Source organism: Pedobacter sp. N36a (genome assembly GCF_014472395.1).
Lineage (GTDB): Bacteria > Bacteroidota > Bacteroidia > Sphingobacteriales > Sphingobacteriaceae > Pedobacter.
Window position 1 is genome coordinate 542964 of sequence record NZ_JACSZW010000002.1, and the last position, 24027, is coordinate 566990.

18 protein-coding genes and 1 tRNA gene are annotated in these 24027 nt (G+C 42.6%); 12 read left to right on the top strand and 7 right to left on the bottom strand.

Annotation, left to right across the window (positions count from 1 at the left end):
- Positions 1 to 235 precede the first annotated feature (235 nt).
- Positions 236 to 1057 carry a hypothetical protein gene (locus H9X96_RS06070; protein ID WP_187665415.1) on the top strand — a complete coding sequence of 274 codons (822 nt, stop codon included), beginning with the start codon at positions 236 to 238 and terminating at the stop codon, positions 1055 to 1057.
- A 41-nt stretch (positions 1058 to 1098) separates the two neighbouring features.
- Positions 1099 to 2160 carry a PCMD domain-containing protein gene (locus tag H9X96_RS06075; protein WP_187665416.1) on the top strand — a complete coding sequence of 354 codons (1062 nt, stop codon included), beginning with the start codon at positions 1099 to 1101 and terminating at the stop codon, positions 2158 to 2160.
- A gap of 24 nt (positions 2161 to 2184) precedes the next feature.
- Here H9X96_RS06075 and H9X96_RS06080 read toward each other — a convergent pair whose 3' ends face one another.
- From H9X96_RS06080 to H9X96_RS06090, 3 genes are all read right to left on the bottom strand, one after another.
- A complete protein-coding gene (locus H9X96_RS06080) occupies positions 2185 to 4074 on the bottom strand; it encodes a gamma-glutamyltransferase family protein (RefSeq protein WP_187665417.1) in 1890 nt (629 codons plus the stop codon).
- A gap of 88 nt (positions 4075 to 4162) precedes the next feature.
- On the bottom strand, positions 4163 to 5425 hold the full coding sequence (locus H9X96_RS06085; RefSeq protein WP_187665418.1) for an MFS transporter: 1263 nt from the start codon (positions 5423 to 5425) through the stop codon (positions 4163 to 4165).
- Between the two features lie 165 nt (positions 5426 to 5590).
- Positions 5591 to 6415: a DUF6515 family protein gene (locus H9X96_RS06090; RefSeq protein WP_187665419.1), complete on the bottom strand. Its 825-nt coding sequence runs from the start codon at positions 6413 to 6415 to the stop codon at positions 5591 to 5593.
- A gap of 136 nt (positions 6416 to 6551) precedes the next feature.
- Between H9X96_RS06090 and H9X96_RS06095 the strand changes: the two genes are divergently transcribed.
- The 3 genes from H9X96_RS06095 to H9X96_RS06105 all read left to right on the top strand — a co-directional run bounded on the left by H9X96_RS06095 (position 6552) and on the right by H9X96_RS06105 (position 10697).
- Entirely contained in the window at positions 6552 to 8294 is a 1743-nt protein-coding gene (locus H9X96_RS06095) for an ABC transporter ATP-binding protein (protein ID WP_187665420.1), read from the top strand.
- A 19-nt stretch (positions 8295 to 8313) separates the two neighbouring features.
- A complete protein-coding gene (locus H9X96_RS06100; protein ID WP_187665421.1) occupies positions 8314 to 9912 on the top strand; it encodes a Na+/H+ antiporter in 1599 nt (532 codons plus the stop codon).
- A gap of 293 nt (positions 9913 to 10205) precedes the next feature.
- The gene (locus H9X96_RS06105) at positions 10206 to 10697 is read left to right on the top strand and encodes a YMGG-like glycine zipper-containing protein (protein WP_187665422.1); all 492 of its coding nucleotides are present in this window, start codon (positions 10206 to 10208) and stop codon (positions 10695 to 10697) included.
- 157 nt (positions 10698 to 10854) lie between these two features.
- On the opposite strand, the gene H9X96_RS06110 is transcribed toward H9X96_RS06105, so the two are convergent.
- The gene (locus H9X96_RS06110; RefSeq protein WP_187665423.1) at positions 10855 to 11715 is read right to left on the bottom strand and encodes an NAD(P)-dependent oxidoreductase; all 861 of its coding nucleotides are present in this window, start codon (positions 11713 to 11715) and stop codon (positions 10855 to 10857) included.
- A 124-nt stretch (positions 11716 to 11839) separates the two neighbouring features.
- Positions 11840 to 12331: a peptide-methionine (S)-S-oxide reductase MsrA gene (gene msrA, locus H9X96_RS06115; protein ID WP_187665424.1), complete on the bottom strand. Its 492-nt coding sequence runs from the start codon at positions 12329 to 12331 to the stop codon at positions 11840 to 11842.
- A 207-nt stretch (positions 12332 to 12538) separates the two neighbouring features.
- Between msrA and H9X96_RS06120 the strand changes: the two genes are divergently transcribed.
- Positions 12539 to 13039, top strand: coding sequence for a GNAT family N-acetyltransferase (locus tag H9X96_RS06120; protein WP_187665425.1), 501 nt, complete (start codon positions 12539 to 12541; stop codon positions 13037 to 13039).
- Positions 13040 to 13052: 13 nt separating this feature from the next.
- Positions 13053 to 14957, top strand: coding sequence for an AAA domain-containing protein (locus H9X96_RS06125; RefSeq protein WP_187665426.1), 1905 nt, complete (start codon positions 13053 to 13055; stop codon positions 14955 to 14957).
- Here H9X96_RS06125 and H9X96_RS06130 read toward each other — a convergent pair.
- Entirely contained in the window at positions 14954 to 16447 is a 1494-nt protein-coding gene (locus H9X96_RS06130) for an acetyl-CoA hydrolase/transferase family protein (RefSeq protein WP_187665427.1), read from the bottom strand. The genes H9X96_RS06125 and H9X96_RS06130 overlap by 4 nt on opposite strands.
- Before the next feature lie 75 nt (positions 16448 to 16522).
- Positions 16523 to 17350, bottom strand: a complete 828-nt coding sequence (locus tag H9X96_RS06135; protein ID WP_187665428.1) for a helix-turn-helix domain-containing protein — start codon at positions 17348 to 17350, stop codon at positions 16523 to 16525.
- An 83-nt stretch (positions 17351 to 17433) separates the two neighbouring features.
- Between H9X96_RS06135 and H9X96_RS06140 the strand changes: the two genes are divergently transcribed.
- From H9X96_RS06140 to ltrA, 5 genes are all read left to right on the top strand, one after another.
- Positions 17434 to 18789, top strand: a complete 1356-nt coding sequence (locus H9X96_RS06140) for a TolC family protein (protein ID WP_187665429.1) — start codon at positions 17434 to 17436, stop codon at positions 18787 to 18789.
- 20 nt (positions 18790 to 18809) lie between these two features.
- Entirely contained in the window at positions 18810 to 19862 is a 1053-nt protein-coding gene (locus H9X96_RS06145; RefSeq protein WP_187665430.1) for an HlyD family secretion protein, read from the top strand.
- A 2-nt stretch (positions 19863 to 19864) separates the two neighbouring features.
- Positions 19865 to 21448, top strand: coding sequence for an MFS transporter (locus tag H9X96_RS06150; RefSeq protein ID WP_187665431.1), 1584 nt, complete (start codon positions 19865 to 19867; stop codon positions 21446 to 21448).
- A 262-nt stretch (positions 21449 to 21710) separates the two neighbouring features.
- Positions 21711 to 21786: transfer RNA gene (locus H9X96_RS06155), tRNA-Lys, on the top strand.
- 720 nt (positions 21787 to 22506) lie between these two features.
- Positions 22507 to 23799 carry a group II intron reverse transcriptase/maturase gene (gene ltrA / locus H9X96_RS06160; RefSeq protein ID WP_187665432.1) on the top strand — a complete coding sequence of 431 codons (1293 nt, stop codon included), beginning with the start codon at positions 22507 to 22509 and terminating at the stop codon, positions 23797 to 23799.
- The last annotated feature ends 228 nt before the right edge of the window (positions 23800 to 24027 follow it).

The following is a 24027-nucleotide window of genomic DNA, read 5'->3' on the forward strand; positions in this document are numbered from 1 at the left end:
TGGTCGGGTAGTGTTCGGGAAGAGATCGGCCTTATAATAGGAGCTGGAAGGGGTTCGGTTAGGGTCCGCGTAGGGTTACCTTAGTCTGTGCTACCCAGACCCTAACCAAACCCCTTCCTGCATCTAAGAAAAAGCAGGTCTCTTCCCGACCACAACTAAAGTGCTTTCCACATCTTAGCCGAAATCATTCTTTTCTTTTGCAAAATTATCCTTATTTTGAGATAAATCATTCTGAATGAATACACGATCTACTTTGACACCATTTTCAAGCTTACACCGCTTAAAATCTACTGCCTTTTCTTTAAAACTAAGACCAGTTACTGTGGCTTTAGTTTTCTTTTTATGCTGCAGCAGTTCAGCACTGTTTGCTCAGGATCAGCAATCGATCAAGGCTGATGAAAAACCCTTTGCTTCAAAAGAAGAGCAATCAGAAGGACTGGTGATTGAAAAAGGGTTGAAATTTTCTATACTCACCTTTTCATTGAGCAGCAGAAATGCGGTAAATGACAACAATTTTTTCGTCAATTATCTGGATCAAAAGAAAAGCAGCTGGGCGGTACGTGCCGATGGAGGATATATTATAAAGAAGAACCTAGGTGCTGGTTTGGGACTATCCTACGGTCAATCAAAAGAAAACAACCTGATTAAAGCTGCTGATGGCGCTTTAACCAGCAATCGAAGCTTTTCTAATAATTACGGGGTCAGACCATTTATCAAGAACTTCATTCCACTGGATCGTAAAAACAGGTTTTACATTGTGAATCAGACGGAAATACAGCTGTTATTTGACCGTTCCATTAAGGAAAGCACGGTCAATGAAATTTTAACCAGAACTTATACCTCAAAAGACACTTATGGTGTTGGACTAAGACCGGGATTGATGATCTTTATTGTGAAAAACTTCGCATTTGAGACTACGGTCGACATATTCGGGATCAATACTTCAGTAGAGACAGGGCGTAGCACTGGACAGCCGGATACGAGGGTAACTACGACTGATATGAACTTTAAAATCAACATTCTAAAAATCGGGTTTGGCTTTTCTACCTATTTCTAATTGTTAATTCCTCATTTTATCAACTATTTACTTGTTTAAACATGCTAAATTATAGATCTTTTCTTTTTGTATTTACCGGGGCCTTACTCTTGTCTTCAGGCTGCGTTAAAGAAACGTATTTTGGAAAATCAGCGTTTAAGAAAATCCTTTATTTTACGGTTTCCAATGAAACAGGAAGCTCTTCCATCAATCAGGACAGCTTAATCATCCGGCTAAATGTAGATGCGAACGCTGACCTGAGGAAGCTGTTTCCTGATTCGGTAAGGCTTTCTACTTATGCACAGTTGAGCCCCGGCATTCGTGTTCCTCAGAATTTTAGTGGACCTGTACCTTATACGGTAACTGCAGAAGATGGTAGTCAGGCGGTTTATACAGTGATTGTGAACAAGCAGTCTGCAAATCCGCAAATCAGCAATTCCAATTTCAACGATTGGTATACCCCATCAGGAAAGAATTATAAACAACCTGGTTTGGATGCCAGCACGGAATGGGCCACCGGAAACGATGGCGTAGCGAGTCTTTCTACTGCCAATACCACTCCTATTGAAATTGCTTCGGGAGACCTTGCCGCTCAAATGGTGACAAAAGATCTGGGGATCCTTGCCCAGCTTACTGGTCAGCGAATGGGCGCGGGAACCTTGTTTACCGGCACATTTAAGCTGGATATCGGCAACCCGCTAAATTCCGCAAAATTTGGAATCGCTTATACTTCCAGACCGAAAAGCTTTACGGTAAGCTATAAATATCAGGCAGGAACGCCTTATAAAAACGGATCTGGTCAGACACTGAATAAATTAGACAGCTGCGATATTTACCTGTTACTGGAAAACAGAAACGGAACATTGGTTAAAAGAGCCGCTACTGCCTGGTTCAGGTCTGGAGAAATGGTAAACGACTTCAAAAAAATCACCATTCCATTGGTTTACGGAACCTTGCCAGCAGGCAGCCCATCTTATCAGCTTCCTCAAAATGGCTTGTTTGCGGCCGAAAATGAAGCAATCACACATATCAGCATCGTGTTTTCTTCCAGTGCGGCTGGGGCGACTTATGAAGGAGGTGTAAATAGTACGCTGGTGGTCAATGATCTGGTACTGAATTATTAACCCCTAAAAAAGGCGCCAATCACATTACCAGCCAATTCCGTAATCTTCCCCATGGTTACTGGATCCTCCCCAAAGGCTGCCATGTTTCCAATCAAAATAAATGGCGTTGATCGGACCGCTGGTTCGGTCTCCGAAGCTCATGATATAACCCATTTTCTGAAGGGCTTCTCTTGTTGCTGATGGAGTATTGCTATTGAGTAAGATCTGTCCTGGTTTAGGCATGCGGTCTTCCGTCTTTGTTCCTCCTAAGGAAAGCCACAATTGATTGGTATTGAAATTCGCTGCTTCTGAAGCTTGCTGCACATTCATTCCAAACTCCGCTACATTTAAGAAAAACTGCAGCAGGTTCTGATCCTGGGTATCTCCACCTTGTACCGCGGAAGCCAGAAATGGTTTTCCATCTTTTAATGCTAAGGACGGTGATAGCGTTACTCGTGGTCTTTTACCGGGTGCCACCACATTAAATGGGTTCAGCGTGCTGTCTAAAACAAAACTTTGCATCCGCTGACTCATTCCAATCCCAGTTGCTCCTGCAATACAAGCTGGCAACCAGCCACCACTTGGCGTAACCGACACCACCCAGCCTTCTTTATCTGCAGCTTCAATAGAAGTTGTCCCTAAATGCAGTCTTTCCTGATACAAGTTATCCGGAGAAGTATTGAGCTTTCCAAGATCATGTTTCGGTGCAAAATTTCTTCGTGTGGTGTCCATTTCATACCCTCTTTTTTGCAAAAGGTTTAAATATGGATTGGTTTTTCCTTCAAAAGGATAGGGATTACCGGGTCCAATGTTTGGGTTGTTTTTATCGTATTGAATCAGTTTAGCACGTGATTTTGCATAATCCTTGTTGAGTAAGCCTTTGATCGGTCCTTTAGGTAAGGTGGCAGGATCTCCGTAATAAAAATCACGGTCCGCGAAAGAGAGATTCATCGCCTGATACAGCGTGTGAATGTATTTAGGACTGTTATAGCCCATACTTTTCAGGTCAAAATTCTCGAGAATATTTAGCGCCTGCAGCATTACCGGACCTTGCGTCCATTGCTGCAATTTATACACGTCTATGCCTTTGTAATTTACCTGAAGCGGCTCTTCTTCCAATGGTTTCCAGTTTGCAAGGTCTTCCATGGTGATCAATCCACCTTGTTCCTGAGCACCACGCACAAATTCTTTTGCGATATCACCTTTATAGAAGCGGTCGTAGGCAGCCATCAAGGCTTCTTTTCTGCTTTTCCCTTGCTTTAAGGCTTTACTTTCGGCTTCCACCATTTTTGTTAACGTGGCCAGCAAGTCTTTTTGAACAAAGATCTCTCCCGCTTCCGGAGCTTCTCTTTTCTCCCCTGGATGCGTTAAGAATACTTTTTTACTATATGGCCATTTGTTGATGTGCTCTTTTCCTCTTTCAATGGTATTTGCTGCCTGTGCTTCGATTGGATAACCGGCTGCCATCTCCATCGCTGGCGCGAGCACTTCCTTTAAGCTGAGCTTGCCATAGTTGACTAACATATAGATTAAGCCCCCAGGGGTTCCCGGGGTGGTTGCCGCTAAGGGACCATATTCAGGGGGGAAATTATACCCTTTAGTCTTAAAAAACGCTACGGTGGCCCCTGTTGGAGCCACGCCCATCGCATTAATTGCCATTACTTTTTTCGTATTGGGATTGTAAATGAGGACTTGCGTTTCACCTCCCCAGCTGAGCGTATCCCACATCGTACAGGTGGCAGCGAGCATCGCGCAAGCCGCGTCAACTGCATTTCCTCCTTTTTGAAAAGTCATCGCGCCAGCTGTTGCTGCTAAAGGCTTACCAGTGATGGCCATCCAGTTACGGCCATGCAATACTGGTTTTTGAGTCTGCTGAGCAGCTGCTGGTGCGATAGCTGCTGCAGAAATGCAGAGTATAGAAAATAAGTATTTCATATCAATGGGATCAGGTTTTAAAATTACCTATTTTCAAAAGCTACTCCAAGGAGAATATAAATATAGGTGTCACAATGTAGCTACCAGCCTATACAGTGGTAGCGTTTGCATCAGGAGCAATTTCTTGCTGGTCTTGTAGTTTTCTTTCTTTTGCTTTTCTCAGAAATCGGAAAAGCAGCAATCCAATGCCGAAGGCGATAAAGCCTTGGATCATTACCGTATCCGGAGTGCCGATCATTTGAGAAAGATAACCGATCAGCAAGCCACCTAAAGGCTGCATACCAAAGAAGGCCATGGCATAAAAACTAATGACTCTACCTCGCATCGCCGGGTCTACGGTGGTTTGAATGAGCGTATTGCTAATGGTGATCTGCGACATCATTCCAAACCCGGAGATCGTGGCAAACACTAAGGCAATCGGATAATAGGTTGTATGGGAGAATAAGATCAGTCCGGCGCCAAAAACGAGCGTATTTGCGGCCAGGATTTTCCTTAGGTTTCTTCCGGGTTTTAAGGAAGCCAGGAAGATTGCTCCAGTAAATGCTCCCAACCCAATCACACTGTCAATCACCCCAAATGTGGAGGCTGTTCCTTTAAAAATGTCTTTTGCATAAACGGGGATTAATGTGCTAAATGGCAGAACCAATAAACTCATGAGGGCCAGCATCACCAGTACTAATGAAATGGAAGGAGTTCTTTTGATATATTGGAAACCTTCTTTTAGTTCTCCAAATATGTTCTTTGTGGAAGCGGGAACGACAAGTTTCGGCAGTTTCATCATCAATAGAGAACCGATCACGGCAATGAAACTGATGGCATTCATTCCGAAACATATATCTTCTCCGAATTTCTCCAGTGCCAGACCGGCAATACCGGGACCAATCAGCCTGGAAAGATTCACCATAGAGGAGTTTAAGGCCAGAGCATTGGGCAGATCGGCTTTGTCCTCTACCATTTCATAGACTAATGATTGCCTGGCTGGAACATCAAAAGCATTGATTAAGCCCAGTAATGCGCTCAAAGCAATGATCTCCCAAACTGAATAATCTTTAAAAAAGATCAGCAAAGTTAGGAGTAACGCCTGGATCATAGAAGCAACCTGCGTGACCAATAACAGCTTATACCTATTGTAGCGATCGGCAGCCACACCGCCAATAAAAGAAAAGATAAAGGAAGGAAACAGACTGGCAAAAAGCGTCAGTCCTAACATAAAATTAGAATGTGTTTTCTCGTAAATCACCCAGCTAACAGCAGTCTTTTGCATCCATGTGCCAATAAGGGAGACAGACTGTCCAGTAAAATACAATCTATAATTACGGCTTTTAAAAGCGCTAAAGGTGCTAATGTTCATAATTTACGAGCAGCCGGCGGATCGGAAATGGTCTAATCGGACAAGGCTAAAATCTGTACAGAAATTGAGCCAAAAAAGAAAACCTTCTGATGATTCAGAAGATTTTCAAATTTTATCTGGACAACGTTACATTTTTCTCATTTACAATGGCCGGCGTTATTAATTTTATTGTTTATCGATATCAACCGGCTCATTATCCACACCGATTACTTGATAACTCACATTACTGCCATCTGTTAGTTTTTCATAATAAACACCATCGGGACTTACATAATAAGTTGCTCCTTTGATCAGTACTTCTCTGGTTTGCTCAGGCAATTGAACTACAATATCTCCAATTTGAGGTAAAGGGTTGACATCAACGTCTTTTCCATCTGTATTCAATACACCATCTTTACCGGCAACAACAAATACCTGTTTTCCATCTGCATTTTGAGTAGCTGAATAGTAAACACCTTTACTTTCGTAATAGGTTTGTCCATTAATCACCACTTCTTTTGCATCGTTTGGAAGTGTAGGAACTTCTGCACCTACCGGAGGAACCACCACCTTATATTCATTGTCGTATTGTTTATAAAACAAGCCATCAGAGAAATAAAAGCGGTCAGAACCATAATAAAACGGGTAATAACCGAATGGCAAAATATTAATACTTAAACCAAGATACGGCCTGTAATAGTTGTAATAACTATAATGAGGTCTGTAGTATGGTCTGTAATGAGGCCTGTAGTTCGGACGATAATTAGGGCGATAATTAGGGCGGTAATTTGGTCTGTATACACTTCCCGGACGGTAGCCAGGTCTATATGGCCTGTCACCAATTGACGGTCTGTTGTTTCCTGAAGGCCTATCCATAGATGGTCTGGCTGCACCGCCTCCACCACCTGATGGCCTCTCGCCTCTTTGGGCAAGAACATCAGTTGTCGTGATTCCGCTCGCTAATAAAACGGATCCTGCAATGACGAACGATTTAAACCATGAACTTTTCATATATTTTCAATTTTTCTAGTATGACCAAATAATCATGAAAAGGATTATTCTATAGGAAAAGTTATTAAAAAGCTGACCTACAGATGATAAAACTGCATTATTTTTAGTATTTTGATGAAACCTGAATCTTTTACCTATGCCGATCCTCTGGAAATATTTTAAAGAACAAAAATGGTTTGTGCTGCTGGCACTTTTCCTGGCCGCAATAGCGCAACTGCTTAGCCTGACTGACCCGATTATTTTCGGAAAGATCATAGATGAATATGCGACCAATCCGGGCAATAAAACCCAGAGCGAGCTGGTAAATGGTGTATTATACTGGCTAAGTATCGCCATAGCAGTCGCAATAGCGGCAAGAATCGCAAAGGCTTTCCAGGAATATTATACGCGATTGGCGGTACAGCAATTTGGAATGCAGATCTTCAATGATGGTATCCGGCAAACACTACGCCTCTCTTTTCAGGAATTTGAGGAGAGCCATAGCGGCGAAACACTGTCAATCCTTCAAAAAGTAAAAACCGATACGGAGCGTTTTGTCAATTCCTTCATCAATATTCTCTTTTCTTCCGTTGTCGGAATGGGCTTTCTCGTATGGTATTCCATTACCAAGAACTGGATGCTGGTCCCAGTCTTCCTTATCGGAATACTAGTACTGGGCTCTCTGACTGGTTTATTGAGTAAGAAAATCAAAATGGTACAGCGTTCTATCAATAGAGAAACTAATAAGATGGCGGGGGTAATAACGGAGTCCCTCAGAAATATAGAGCTGGTTAAAAGTCTTGGGCTCACCTTCCCTGAAATCCGCAGGTTAAAAATCCAGACGAAGAAGATCTACGACCTCGAGATGACCAAGACCAGGCGGGTAAGGACCCTTTCTTTTCTACAAGGAACCACGCTCAATGTGCTCAAGCAATCCATCCTGTTTATTTTACTATGGCTGATTTTCCGGAATAAATTGAGTACGGGCGAGCTGATTACCATGCAATTTATCTCTACCTCCATCTTCGGCCCATTACAAGATCTTGGAAACATCATCCTCAGCTACCGGGAAGTAGAAGCTTCAGTACATAGTTTTGATCAATTGATGCATAAGCCGGTAGAGCGCAAACCAGATTCTCCAAAACAAACCGGTCCTTTGCAAAACCTTTCTTTTGATCAGGTGGTCTTTCGTCATAAAACGGCACAGACAAATGCCATTGATGATATTTCGTTTCCTGTCAAAACCGGAGAAACAATCGCTTTTGTTGGTCCTTCTGGCTCCGGAAAATCAACACTAGTGAAACTGCTGGTTGGTTTATACAGACCGGTTTGGGGTGCGATCTTATTTAACGGTATCCCTTCCACAGAGATCCGATACAATGAACTCCGGCGACAAATCGGCTTTGTGACTCAGGATACACAGCTTTTCGCAGGTACCATAAAAGAAAATCTGTTATTTGTTAAAGGAGATGCCACAGAAGAAGAACTGTTGCTGGCATTGGATAAGGCATCTTGCACCAACCTTCTTGCTAAATCTGAAAAAGGCATGGATACCTTATTGGGAGAAGGCGGACTAAAACTTTCCGGAGGTGAGAAACAAAGGATTTCCATTGCAAGGGCACTCCTGAGAAACCCTAGACTACTTATTTTTGATGAAGCGACTTCCGCATTAGATTCTTTAACTGAAGAAGAAATTACCTCTACCATCCGCGACCTGTCTATGAGCCGGGAACGGATCACAGTAGTAATTGCCCACCGATTGTCGACTATTATGCATGCTGATGTGATCTACGTTTTAGAGAAAGGCAAGATCTCCGAGGCTGGTTCTCATGCAGAACTGCTGGAGCAAAAAGGATTATATTATGCCATGTGGCGACAACAAGTTGGAGAAAGAAAGTGATATTTTTATATTTTTGTCCATGATACACGCTAATTTACTGCTGATCCTCGCCTTGTTTTTTGCAATGGCACTCCTTTATTTGTTGAGTCAACGCTGGAAAATCTCCTATCCTATTTTTCTTGTAATCGGAGGATTGGGCATCAGTTTTATTCCCGGTATCCCCGCAATTAGCATCAATCCAGATATTGTATTCCTTATCTTTTTACCGCCCTTGCTATTTGAAGCAGCCTGGTACACCTCCTGGAACGACTTCTGGAAATGGAAAAGATCCATTATGCTATTAGGCTTTGGTCTAGTATTAATTACTTCCCTGGCGATCGCCTACTTTTCAGTAAGTATCATTCCTGGCTTTACCTTGGCCTTAGGCTTTTTACTGGGAGGTATCATCTCTCCACCAGATGCGGTTGCGGCAACCTCTGTACTAAAGGGCGTAAACATGCCAAGACGAGGTTTAACCATGTTAGAAGGCGAAAGTCTGGTGAACGATGCCGCTTCATTAACCGTATTCAGATTCGCACTGGCCTCTATCTTAACTGGTCAATTTGTTTTCCAGAAAGCAGCAACAGACTTTATCGTATTAGCCGTCATGGGGGTATTTGTTGGTCTGGTGATCGCACATATCCTATATCTTATACTTAGGTATTGGGCCAAATCGTCCAGCATCACTACACCAATTACCTTAATCGCTCCTTATCTGATGTATATTGTAGCGGAGGAGTTCCATTGGTCGGGTGTTTTAGCTGTAGTTAGTGGTGGTCTTTTTCTCTCTTTCCGCTCTAACGATTTCTTAAATTACCATACTAGAATTCAGACAAAAGAAGTATGGGCAACTGTAGGTTTTCTTTTGAATGGGTTTGTATTCATCCTGATCGGATTGGAATTACCGGTGATTGTAGCTGCTTTAGATGGCTATTCTATCAAAGAAGCCATCCATTATGGGTTAATCATTAGCGCGATCGTCATCATTGCCAGAATTATTCTGGTTTATGTGGTTGCTTTCCTACCTAGGTTCCTGAGCCCGAAAATCCGTGCCTCGGAATCAAGTCCGGGTTTAAAGCTTCCCTTTATCATTGGCTGGGCAGGAATGCGCGGAGTGGTTTCACTTGCTTCCGCACTAGCAATTCCACTAACTTTAGACAGTGGCGAGGCCTTTCCGCATAGAAACCTAATCTTATTCATCACTTTCATTGTGATCCTGGTGACTTTAGTATTCCAGGGATTGACCCTTCCTATTTTCCTGCGTTTGCTTAAAGTAGAAGAAACTGAGGATCATATTCCATTTGATCAGCAAAAAGAAGCCATCAGGCTGCAGCTCGCTAAAGAATCGGTGACTTTCCTAAACAGCAAGTACCATCAGGAAATGAAGGAATTTGAAACCATTGCGAGAATCAAAGAGCAGCTGGAACGCAGTATCCAGGCCACAGAGCAAACTTTAAGCGAACAAAAAGAACAAGTGACCTCTGTTAGGAAGCTATACAGAAAGATCATGCTGGATTTGATTACCATCAGAAGAAGGGAACTGAATAAATTGCGCGCAACTAAACAGTATGATGATGAAGTGATCCGAGATCTGGAAGGTAGTCTGGATTTAGAAGAAGCACGTTTATATCAACAATAAAAGATCGACCACTATTCTTACGCTTCCTTAGCACCAAGCTTAAACAAAATAGACCTGTATTTAGGTCTATTAAAATTTAACAGAAACATCGATGCAATATAAATTGTTCAAAAATTCAGCGCTTTTTAAATATTAGGATTCAAGTTTGACAATCAACATTTTATAGTAAAAAAGCAGAATAATGTCAATATTTTCCGGTAACATTTAAGCTACTTTAAGGTCATCTGCCTCGAGGAAATAAAGAGTTTGGCATCATTTTTACAGGTTACCCGGTGTAAACAATATTCAAAATTATGAAAAAGATATTTTCAGTAGCGGCATTGGCGATTTTATTATCTGCATGTTCAAATAATGCCAAAGAGGAAGCGTTAATCAAACAACAAGCGATTGTTGCTGTAAAAGATAGTCTGAGATTGGATAGTTTCAAAAAAGCAGACGCTCTTGAAAAAGAGAGAATTGCTCAAGTAAAAGAGGAAGAAATCAAAAAGGACCGCATAAGAGAAGAAAAAAGAACACTGCTGTTAGCAGAACGTAATGATGCGGCAGAAAAAAGATCTTCGTCTTCATCATCGAATACTGTAGCTACTCCTGCTAAGAAAAAAGGCTGGAGTCAAGCCGCTAAAGGTGCTGCAATTGGTGCTGGTGCCGGAGCAATCGGTGGTATTTTAGTAGATAAAAATAACGCCAGAGGTGCCATTATCGGTGGTGTAGTTGGCGCTGGAACAGGATACGTGATTGGTAGAGGTCAGGATAGAAAATCTGGTAGAGTACAGCCTAAGAACTAGTATTTCAGCAATCAGGATATAAAATTCATAAGCATCATCAGCTGATGAATGACAAAAAGGAAGGGCGTTTAATAGCGCCCTTCCTTTTTCGTGTTAAATCCAGATCATGCTTCAGTTAAATTCCATTGGAAAGATGGTCTTTATGCCAATAATTTGTTTATTTTTTCGACAATGACTTGATTACTGCCATGACATCTTCTTCTCCCAAGCCTTCCTGCTGAGCTTGTTGGAAAGTATGAAACAAAGGATCGATTAAAGGAGCATCCAGTCCGGCAGCTTTAGCCAGGCCCAGATCCTTCACTAAATGTTTCAATGCGAAAGCAGCAGGATAGGATTCGTTTAAAATCGAAGGCGTTTTAAGCTTGGTAATGCCGTTTCCGCAGGCTCCCTCATTGATAATCGTCAGCATATCAGTTTTATTAACGCCATTCTTTTCCGCAAAAAGCAGGGTTTCTGCTAGTCCCTGCAAGTTTAAGCCCAACAGGTAATTGATCGCAAGTTTTGCAGAGCCGCCTACTCCTGCTCCTCCAACATGTACAGAAAGTTTGCCTAAGGCATCAAAAGCAGGCTTAGCTTTTTCATAGGCGGGCGTTTCTCCGCCCACCAGGATAATCAATGTGCCATCCTGGGCAGGTTTAACACTACCCGATACTGGTGCTTCCAGAAAATCAATATCGTTCTTTTTGCAAAGTTCCGATAAATACCTTGAGGTATCCGGGGAAACTGTGCTCATATCGATGATCATTTTACCGGCAGCAGGATTTGTCAGCAAGCCTTTTTCTCCTTCAAACACCATTTTTACTGCTTCGTCATTGGACAGCATTGTAAATACGATATCGCAATCTTCCAATAGCGTTTGCGGATCTGGCGCAGTACTGGCACCATTAGCGATCAATTCTGCTTCTTTTTGTTTCGTACGGTTGAAAACAACCACTTCGAACCCAGCCTTTAGTAAGTTCTTTACCATCGGGGTTCCCATATTTCCAAGACCTATCCAGCCTAATTTTAATCTACTCATGAGGTATGCTTGTTGTGATTCAGTGGCCTAAATTACGAAATTGAATGGTTTAGCGTAGGGGAAGGTGGCTGTCCAAGAAAATAAGAAGGCGCAATACGACAAAACCATGGCCAGGAATTGCAGACTAACTTAACTTCCAGTCTGGGCGTTCAAAGTGGCAGGTATAACCATAGGGAACCTTTTGCAAATAGTTCTGGTGATCCTCTTCAGCAGTCCAGAAATCCGTTTCAGGCACAATTTCTGTGACAAACTTACCTGGCCATTTCCCTGAAGCTTCCAGTTCTGCGATTAAGGACTTGGCAGTTTCCTGCTGCTGTTCATCAACATAGAAGATCGCAGAGCGATAAGAAGTACCGATATCGTTTCCTTGTCTGTTTTTTGTGGTCGGGTCGTGAATCTGAAAGAAATACTCCAGAAGTCCACGATAACTCAGTATTGCCGGATCAAATACAATCTCTATTCCTTCGGCATGTGTTCCATGGTTGCGGTAGGTTGCATTCGGAATATCCCCTCCGGTATAACCTACAACTGTTGAAATCACACCTGGATGGTGGCGAAATAGTTCTTCTACTCCCCAAAAGCAACCGCCTGCTAAAATGGCTTTTTCAGTATTCATATCTTTTTTCTTTTAATCAGCTAAAGGTATCCAATTTTCAAATACCTGCTTCAGGTGTAAAGGACTGAAATCTCCGGCTATTTATTGTTAATCTACTATCATTTTTGAACGATAAGTTGTGAAGATAATTCTTTCTAAATACATTTATAAGCTTTCCAAAATTTTAACGCCCAGGCTTCGTTTAAAGAGCCTTGTTTATTCAGACCTATGCTAAACATTTATACCGCCACAAAAAATGATTTTCCGGTGATTCAAAAGATCGCCAACGAGACATGGCCAGCAACATTTGGGGCCATCTTATCTCCTAAACAAATCAGCTATATGCTGGAAATGATGTACAGCACTGCTGCATTAACGGAGCAGGTGACAGAAAAAGGACATCACTTCTTACTGGTCAAAGATGTAGCAAACGACTTAGGATACGCCTCTTATGAACTGAATTATAAAGGCTTACCAAAAACAAAAATCCACAAAATCTATTTACTTCCAGAAGCTCAGGGTAAAGGTGTTGGAAAATTACTGATGAACACCATCACAGCAATTGCAAAAGACAACCAGAATACCGCCTTGTCGCTGAATGTAAACCGCGACAATTCCGCGTTCCAGTTTTACAAAAACGTGGGCTTTGAACTGGTCGGAGAAGAGAATATCGACATTGGCGATGGCTTCCTAATGGAGGATTATATCATGGAAAAAAAATTAGCATAACCCCCTATCCCTGTTGGAATATTTCAAAAAACTCCTTGAGTTATTAAAAATTGAACGCGAGGAAGACTTAAGGTCTTACCTCCAATTGACTGCATCTTCTTCTGTAACTACCCGTAGGGCAAACGGATTGTCCTGGTATCCAATCGCCATCAGAGGCTCAGAAATGAGTCGTGGAGATTATTTAACAGTAGAAGTCGAACGTACCACACATCAAGAACTTGCGCATCAGCTTCGTTTTGGTGTTTCGGCAGTATTGTTCTCTAATCATGATCCTAAAGATCGTGTAGAGGGTACCATTACCCATCAAAGCGGCAACCGTTTAAAGATTACTTTAAAGACGGATGAACTGCCAGACTGGACACGTGACGGCAAATTAGGTATAGATGTATTGTTCGACAACAACAGCTATGATGAGATGCAAAATGCGTTGAAGCAAGCTGCAGCAAGATTGGAAAAGTCGGAAGACAGTCAGCTGGTTAAAATATTGACCGGTCAGGCCAGCCCCAACTTCTCTAATCAAGCACCTCATTATGCCATTCCAAAATTAAACCCGGTACAGCAGCAGGCTGTTGATAAAATCCTTTCTGCTCAGGAATTAGCCATTGTTCATGGTCCTCCGGGAACAGGAAAAACGACTACTTTGGTTCAGGCGATTAAGGCATTGATCAAACAGGATCATCAGCAAATCCTCGTTGTTGCGCCCAGCAATACTGCAGTAGACCTCCTCACAGAGAAATTAGATGAAGAAGGTTTAAACGTTTTGCGCATTGGAAATCCGGCTAGAGTATCAGAAAAACTACAGTCTTTAACACTCGACGGCAAGTTGTCGGAACACGACAGCATGAAACAAATCAGAGCATTAAAGAAACAGGCCAATGAGTATAAAAACATGGCCCATAAGTACAAACGGAATTTCGGCCGTGCGGAAAAGGAACAGCGCAAAGCACTCTTTGATGAGGCACATAAGATCATGAAAGAAGTGGGCAATACTGAGCAGTACATGATTGATGATCTGCTGAGTAAAGCTCAGGTGGTGACCGCTACGCTGGTTGGCGCGAATCATTATACGGTCCGCGGATTAAAATTCCATACGGTAGTGATTGACGAAGCCGGGCAAGCATTAGAACCTGCCTGCTGGATTCCAATCCTGAAAGCACAGAAGGTCATCTTAGCTGGTGATCATTGTCAGCTTTCTCCAACGATAAAGTCTAATGAAGCGGCAAAAGCAGGCCTGAATACTACTTTATTAGAGAAAACCACTGCCCTGCACCCAGAAGCAGTAACACTTTTAGAAGAGCAATACCGCATGCATGAAATCATTATGAGTTATTCTTCTCAGGTGTTTTATGAGAACAAATTGAAAGCTCATGATACAGTAGCAAAACACGTGCTGTTTTCGGAAGAAGCGCCATTGGCCTTTGTAGATACGGCGGGCTGTGGCTTTGAAGAGAAATCTGAAGGCACGAGCACCACCAATCCAGAGGAAGCTGCATTCTTGTTTAAACACCTGACACAGCTTACGACTGCCCTTGGTAGCCATTATACCCAAGAAAACTTCCCTACCATTGCAGTGATCTCGCCTTATAAACAGCAGATTTTACTGATGAAGGAATTGATGCTGCATTCGCCAGAACTGATGGTTTATGCAGATAAAATTACCGTGAACACCATTGATAGTTTCCAGGGACAGGAACGTGATCTGGTCTACATCAGCATGACCAGAAGCAATAATGAAGGCAGTATAGGTTTCCTTTCGGATATCCGAAGGATGAATGTAGCCATGACCAGAGCCAGGAAAAAACTCGTGGTTATTGGCGACAGTGCTACCCTATCCCGCCTTCCATTTTACTCAGATTTCATCAGCTATGCAGAATCCGTAAACGCTTATCAGAGCGCATGGGAGTTTGCAGATCTTTAATCTGCTTTCATTGTACCTTTTTCGCGCAGGCGACCATACCAGGCAAACGCTTCCTCTAAAAGATGAGGCGTTTGTCCGCCACGCAGGCAAGCCCTTTCAAAGTAGTCCAGCAGTGCTGCCCTGTAATCCGGATGTGCACAATTTTCAATCACTACTTTAGCACGCTGTCTAGGTGCCAAACCGCGCAAATCCGCCAGTCCCTGCTCTGTGACCATCACATCCACATCATGCTCTGTATGGTCAACATGGGAAACCATTGGAACAATTCGTGAAATAGTAGCTGATTTTGCAGCGGATTGCGTGACAAAGACACTTAAATAAGCATTGCGCGCAAAATCTCCGGAGCCTCCGATTCCATTCATCATATTCGTTCCGGCCACATGCGTGGAGTTCACATTGCCATAAATGTCACATTCCAATGCGGTGTTGATGGTAATGATCCCTAGCCTGCGGATCACCTCTGCCGCATTACTGATTTCTTGTGGGCGCAGGACGATCTTGTCTTTATAGGATTCGAAATTATGGAATATCTTTTGATAGTATGCTTCTGAAACGGTGATGGATGATCCAGAGGCAAAAGTCATTTTTCCAGCATCGAGCAAATCAAAAGTACTATCTTGCAGGACCTCTGAATACATGGTCAGGTTTTCAAAGTCGCCTTCCATAAAACCGAGCAGTACTGCATTGGCTACCTTACCAATACCAGCTTGCAGTGGAAGTAATGATTTAGTCAGATTACCTTTCTTCACTTCTGCTGAAAAGAAGCTGACCAGGTGTTTTGCGATTGCTTTAGTGGCCTCATCCGGCGGCACAATTTCTGCCGGACTATCCGTTTTATTCGTGATCACCACCCCTATAATCTTTTTGGGATCGATGTAAATCGAAGAACGCCCCACACGATCCGAAGCAGCTATAATTGGAATCTCACATCGGTTCGGGTAGTCCCCTGCAGAAAAGATATCGTGCAAGCCGCATACGGAAAAAGGAACGGCGGTATTGACCTCGATAATGACCTGATCTGCCAGTGCAGCAAAAGATGCCGAATTACCTACAGATGTGGTCGGTATGATACTGCCGTCTGCTTCAATTCTACACGCTTCCAGTACTGCAATATCAATTTTAGGAAAATGGTTTGATTTCAAAAGTGAAACGGTTTCTCCCAAATGCTGGTCGATAAATAAGACTTCCCCCTGGTTGATCGCCTTTCGCAAAACAGGATCTACCTGGAAAGGCAGTCGTAAAGATAGCGCGTCGGCATCGGCTAAAGCACCATCCGTACCGTGCCCAAGAGAAGCACCCGTCATGAGTGTGATTTTAAGCGGCTCGCGCTTTGCGCGTTCCGCAACTGCGGCTAATACAGCTTTACTGTCGCCGGCCTTGGTAAATCCACTGGAAGCCACCACCATCTTGTCTTTAAAGAGCTGTGCGGCTTCTTCTGAGGTCATTATTTTGGAAATTAATTCCTCCCTCAGTATTCTATCTGCGTACATACATTTGGTTTAAAACACAAATCTATACGCATTAATCAGGCAAAAGGTATCCTTTCCGGCCAATTACATATCTTATTATGCCAGCATAGTATCCAGACTTAAAACCCCTTTCATCTTTACATATTCTGAGGGTCTAACGCCCAAAGTTTTATAAAAAGTAGTGCTGAAAGTAGGGATGCTATTGTAACCGACCATTGATGCGACTTCCTTTACCGACATTTTATCCTCTAGGAGCAGCTGCACTGCCAGCATCATTCTTTGAATGCTCAGGTATTGAATAAATGACATGCCTACATCACCTTGAAAAAGACGGGAAAGACTCCTTTCACTCAGTCCGAATTTGCTGGCTAAAGCTGGGAACACTATGGCTTCCGACAAGTTTTCTCCCATATAATGAATCACGGCCGCGAGCCTTTTATCCTTTGCATAAGGCAAGGCTAAAGGCAATTTATAAAGGCTCACCTCTGGCAATATCGCCTTTAAGGCTAGTGCAAAACGATAAGAACTCAGTGCCGTCTCGTCAATATCTCCACTCCATCTGTTGCTGAAAATGATCATTTGAAGCAGCAAATCGTTGACTGGATAAATCCCTTTTTGCTTATAGAAAGGTGGTTCATTGGCTTCCACAGGGAAATAAAGATTCCTCATGATCACCTCTGCTGAACTGGGATGGATGCTATGGATCACCCCCGGCGGAATCCACATGTAATGCCTGGCGGGCAAGAAATAGGTCTTTTGCTCCGTACTCACATGAACCACTCCTCCTTCGGTATATAGAAACTGTCCTTTCTCATGCTGGTGCACAGAAATATCCTGCTCTCCCATCAGGTCATGCATACAATAGATCGTATGAGGGAGTTTATCCACCTCTGTTAAATAGTAATCTTTATGAATATTGCCCATGGCTGAAATGAATAAACATTTGACCAACAAAGATAATCAAGCCAACTGGAATGGTTGCAACTTTGTAATGAAAAATTTACACGATGAAAAAGCTCCCCCTTATCTCAAGGGAATCATTAAATGCCTTGAGCGGTCTGCCTGGAAGACTGTTCGGTACACTATTATTAACGGGAACCATTATCTTCCCTGTTCAATCACAACAAGTTTTAACACTGCCACAAGCCCTCAGTCTGGCGGCCGAACACAACAAAACTGTTCAGAAATCCAGGGTCCAACAGCACATTGCGGAGGAAGAAAAGAAAGAAAAGGAAGAAATGAGGATTCCAGAAGTGGATTTCCATGCTTCTTATGCTAGAATCACGGACTTAACTGAGTACAAAAGCGGATTAAGCGGTAAAATGGTGACTGCTACGATCCCAGAGATCGCAGATGTAACCTCTTCGGCCAGCATGCCGATTTATGCTGGAGGACAAATCAAATACAGCATCAGGAAAGCCAAACAGGAACAGGAAATCAGCAGGCTGAACGTCCAGAAAACTGTAAATGACGTGCAGATTGAAGTGGTAGCGACCTATTTGGGCATATTTAAACTGATGGAACTGCAAACGCTGATTCTAGAAAACATCAAGGAGGAAGAAGACCGTTTAAAAGAAGTCAGGGCCTTTAAAGCGCATGGAACAGTAACAGGTAATGAAGTATTGAGGGCAGAATTACAGCGCTCAGATATGCAATTGCGCCTTTTATCAAACCAAAGAAACATTGCTATTGGTCTCCATGATTTACAAACCTTACTGGAATTACCTGAAGAAGAAAAGTTATCATTAGACACTAGTGGATTACTCGGCAATAAGTTAACACTTTTTAATTACCAGGATTATCTGGCTTCAGGCTTTCAAAAAGAGGAAATGGGGATTGCTAAGCAGCAGGAAGCCATCCGTCAGACTGAGCAGCAACTTGCGAAAAGTAGCTCATACCCTAAACTTTCCTTGTTTGGTTCTTATGGCTATAACTATCCCAACTACATGTTTTTTCCTCCAACAGATAACGGTTATACTTTGGGGAAGATCGGAATAGAAGCCCATTTCAGCCTGTCTAATTTGTATAAAAACAAGACTAAAATGAAGCTGGCAGCGCAAAGAATCGAAGAGGAAAAAGTAAATACTCAAATTCTTGGCAACCAGATCCGCGATGAGGTTTTCAAGCAGTACACCAGATACCAGGAAATTATGGATCAGCTGCCGGTTACGGAGAAAGCAAAAAGACAAGCTACTGAAAACTATAGGATCATCAAATTGAAGTACCTGAATCAGCTGGCCTTGGTAACCGACATGCTGGATGCAGACAATGCCTTACTCCAGGCCAAGTACAATGTCGTGTCTACGAAGATCGACGCCTTAATGAAACATTACGAGTTGCGTTATGCAGCAGGACAATTATAAAATCAGCCTCAAAATTTACAATGAACACAGCAAAAGTGCCTGTACAGCATGGCCCATTCCACACTTTTTTTACCATTATAGCCAGCATCATAGCCTCAGGAGGCCTGATCATGGGCATCTGGTTTTTCATCTTTTACAATAATAATGAGGAGACAAACGATGCGCAGATGGATCAGTATGTGACTCCGGTAGTAACCCGTATTACGGGTTATGTGCAGGAAGTTAAGTATGTAGAAAATCAATTCGTACACAAAGGTGATACGTTAATCGTCATCGATAACAGAGAATATCAATCACATTTAGACCTGGCTTTATCAGAAATTGAAAATGCAAAAGAGAGTATTGGTGTATTGCAAAGAAATGTAGCCACCACGAGAAGTCATACGGCGGTTCAGCAATCTCAGCTGGATGCGGCAAAATCGCAGGTATGGAAGGCGGAAGAAGAATACAAACGCTATCATGCACTTTTGAAAGAAGATGCGGCTACACAGCAGCAGGTAGAAACCATAAAATCAAATTACGACTTGGCAAAGGCTCATTACGAAGAGATTTTACATGCATTACAGTCTACAGCATTGAGTACTTCGGAAGCTTCGTCTAAGGTTCCGGTAGCGAAAACTGTGATTGGTGGTAAGAAAGCAGCTGTAGATAATGCCGCACTGTACCTCTCCTACACCATTTTAACGGCCCCTTACGATGGATGGGTGGGCAAGAAAACTATTCAGCCCGGACAGCTGGTCAAAGAAGGACAAACGCTGGTTTCAGTAGTGAGCCAGGAAAAATGGATTACGGCAAATTATAAAGAAACACAGGTAGGCAGGATCACAATTGGTCAGAAGATCACTTTTAAAGCAGATGCCAGCGGGAACCAGGTTTTCAATGGGATCGTAGAATCGTTCTCCCCAGCAAGTGGCGCAAGGTTTTCGATGCTTCCCCCAGACAATGCCACTGGAAACTTTGTGAAAATTGAGCAGCGAATCCCAGTACGCATAAAACTGACTGATCCTGTAAAGGACACTGAATTTTTACGTGCAGGGATGAATGTGATCGTTGTTGCTAATCATCAGAAATAACAATGGCCAGTCAAACTGTATTTAAGCCATGGATGCCCGATTGGGCCATTAAAGCGGTGTTGATCTTTTGTATGCTCCATTCCATGGTATTATTAGGGCTGTATACCTCTAACACGACCTATTCGGCGAGTTTTCTGGATGTGGAAGTGGAGGATCTGCAGTATGCGATGAGCCTCACTTATGGCACTTTTCTAGCCACAATATTAATTGAAAGCCGCTTGTTTAAGTATTTTCCAACTCGAAATTACTTCATGGCGATCTATTTCCTTGCCGCAGTGAGTTTTATCATTTCGGCCTATACGCATGATTATGTGCTGTTTATCATCTTAAGAATGGTAGAAGGTGTTTTAATGGCCCTGCCATGGATTCCTTTAAGACTGCTGCTGCTCAGCAGGTTCAAATCTAAGAATGCCATCATCATTGTATTCTCCCTGACTTATGGAACTTTGCTGATCGCCTCCCCTTTTATCATGAATATCGTAGTCTGGCTACTGGAAAATTACGACTGGAAGTATATGGCTTATGGATCGGCATTTTTTCAGCTGATATGCGTGGCATTGGTGCTGATCACTTTTACTGGACACCGTTTTCATAAGAAAACACCACTTTATCAGGTAGATTGGGCAAGTTATGTACTCGTGCATACGGCAATTATTTGCGGTGCTTTTGTATTGATTTACGGGGAAAAGAAATATTGGTTCCAATCTTCACAAATCATCCTCGCGACAGCCATTACAGCAGTTAGTTCCGGTTTGTTCCTTGTGAGGCAGCTATCAGTGAAGCGTCCATGTTTCGATTTAAAGGTTTTTCGCTATGCCAATCTGCGAACGGGACTGGTTTTATTTGTGCTCTTTTATATTTCGAGGGCCAGTTTGAACATTTGTCACACGACGATGAGTAAAGTCTGGAATTGGGAACCAGTACGTGTAGCAAATATTCAATACCTAAATGCCTTGGGAGATCTGATAGGGATTTTTATTGCCGCGGTCTTGCTTTCCAAAGCAGTGGCAACTAGGTACATTTTTGTCCTTGGATTTAGCCTGATGGCCGTTTATCATTTATGGTTTACTTTTCTATTTGTCCCCGATATATCTTTAGCAGATATTGTTTTACCATACATTCTTCAAGGCGTTGCTGTAGGGATTTTGTTTGTTCCCCTGGTATTGTTTACCGTTTCTTCCGTTCCAGCATACCTTGCCCCTTTTTCTGGCACTGTAGGCGTAACCGGAAGGTTCTGGGGTAGTACAATTGGTTTTTGCGTGATGCAGAATGCGCAGGTGTTCTTAGCGCAGAAACATTACAGCAAGTTTAGCGAAAGCATTATCCCTGAACGTCCAGAGATCCAGGAACAAATCAGCAGGTACACACAAAAGTTTCAAGGGAAAGGTTTTAGCCTGGAGGAGGCCAGTACATTAGCGATGCAGCAGATTACTGCTGGATTGAAAAAACAAGGTATTTTGCTGTCCAATATGGAGATCTTTACAGCAATAGGATTTGGATTGATTGTTTTGGTGGTACTCCTGATTTTCAATCGCCACCTCCGACAGACTTTTGACATCTTTAAAAACAGGATCTGGGGCAATTAAAACTAAGTTTTTGGACGGTTTATCATAGAGAATTCCCTAGCAGGCTAATAAATTGCAGCTCTTGATCCTGCGCAATCGAAAAAAAGTTTAAATATTCACTGGTTATTCAGAAAACAGAAACAACTGATTATTAAATAAATAGAATGGATAAAAGATGCTAAAATAGAAATCAGCTCATAATTAACATAAATTTTCTTCAAATTTATTAGCAACTGAATATTATTTTTCTACCTTTGCACTCCCGAAACAAGGGAACATAAATGATTCCGTAGCTCAGCTGGTAGAGCATTACACTTTTAATGTAGTGGTCCTGGGTTCGAATCCCAGCGGGATCACCAGAAATAGTAACAAAACGTTTAAAAGCCTGCAAATCAATTGATTGCAGGCTTTTTGTTTTTATCCAAAACTACAGTTTATTCAATAAATCACATATAAAATTGAGTGATTCGGTGTTGCGCTGTGATAAGCTCGTGAGGTGGGGATTGCAAATGAAACACCTCTTCACAACCCGTCAGGTATCCAAACCTGACCGACAAGGACTAGTCATCCACCGGAAGCGAGTCTTGCGTAGTCGTCAGAAATGATGGCACGAAGCGTAGACAGCGATTGCCAAAGGTATGCTATTGAGTCTCGAAACCACTGAAATGTCGAAGCCTTGGTTTTCACCGACACCAGGGCAACATCAATCCGGCGCTAATGACAAGGCGGTACGATTCGACCGGGGTCTTAGAACATATCAGAAGCATATTGGGGTTGTACGGGAACACAGGAGAGCCTCCCGCTTCCATACGAAAAGCGGAAATAAGGATGACCGGATCAGAACCATCCTAGCCTACAGGGTACATATCGCCACCCTGACAGGCACATAAGAAAAGGCGATATCGAATGGTATCCTGACCGAGGGAAACCGAAGGAATGGAAAAGAGCGAAGGCAGTCTTAGTATCTTCATAGTACTGATAGAAAGGTGGGAAATCAACTCCATGAAAGCCACTGAGTAAGGAAGGGAGGTACCTATATTACGGAGCTGCATTTTAGAAACAAGGAGTGTACCAGAGACATGAAACAATTGTTAACAGTAGAAATGCAGATAGCGGAAAGGGCAAGGAAATATCCTGAGGAAGCCTTAACGAACCTGCATGAAATGGTAGATGTAGGGCTATTGGAAGCCTGTTTTGCCTCCCTGAATAAAAAGGGTGCAAGCGGCATCGATGGTCAGACATGGAAGGATTATCAAACACAGAAAGGAGAAAGAATACCACAGTTGCTGGCAGAATTCAAGAGTGGAAAATACAGGGCACCTCATATCCGCAGAGTATATATACCTAAAGGAGATGGAAAGTTACGCCCATTGGGTTTGACCACAGTAGAAGATAAGCTATTGCAAACAGCAATAACCAGGATTCTGACCCCGGTGTATGAACAACTATTCCTCCCCTGCTCTTATGGGTTCAGACCAGGAAAATCGCAACATCAGGCATTGGAATCTTTATTTAAAGAAGCTAGTTTTAAAGGGATGCGCTATGTAATAGACGCAGATCTCCAAAATTACTTTGGTAGTATAGATCACCAAAGCCTAAGGACTTTCCTTGACCGCAGGATAAAAGATGGCGTGATCAGAAAAATGATCGATAAATGGCTCAAAGCAGGCATAATGGACAAAGGGCAGCTGAGCTATCCGCGGGAAGGAACGCCGCAAGGCGGAGCAATTTCCCCGCTGATCAGCAACATCTTCCTACACTATGTATTGGACGAGTGGTTCAAAGAACAAATTCAACCTCTGCTCAAAGGAAAAAGCTTTATCATACGTTTTGCTGATGATTATCTGTTAGGATTTACCAATAGAGAAGATGCAATGCGGATGATGGAAGTGCTACCTAAGCGCTTAGGTAAATTTGGATTAACATTACATCCTGAAAAGACCAGATTAATAGATCTTGGCGCAAATACTAAAAAAGCGCAATCAAACAGGACTTTTGAGTTTCTAGGCTTTACACATTACATGGGTAAAAGTAGAAAAGGGAATCTGGTGCTAATGCGTAAAACAAGCAGTAAAAAGCTAAATGCGGCACTAATAAGGATGGATGATTGGATCAAAAAGAATCGGGATAAGATGTCTGTAAAAGAGATTATCTATGAACTCAACCTAAAATTGCGGGGCTATTATGGGTACTATGGCATCACATTCAATCTCAGGAAGATCAGATCTTATTATCAAGGGACTAAGCGTATACTTCAGAAATGGTTGAACCGTAGAGGTGGAAAACGAATATGGACATGGGAAAGGATCATCAAACTTGTAGAGCAATGGCAGCCATTAATAAGACCCAAGATCGTACACACCTATTTGTAGCAAAACCGTAAATAGAGGAACCGTGTGCAAGAAAGATGCTCGCACGGGTCTGTGGGGGTGCGGGGAGGTAACGAACCGCTCTACCCGGAAGTAAATTGAAGTTCCCCCGACTCACCGAATAAACGAGTTAACATTCTGATATACAGAAAGTTCATTCATTAAACGACTTGACGTCCATGAATTACAAAGCTACATTTGTTTAACCTTAAATCAGTTGATTATGAAAAC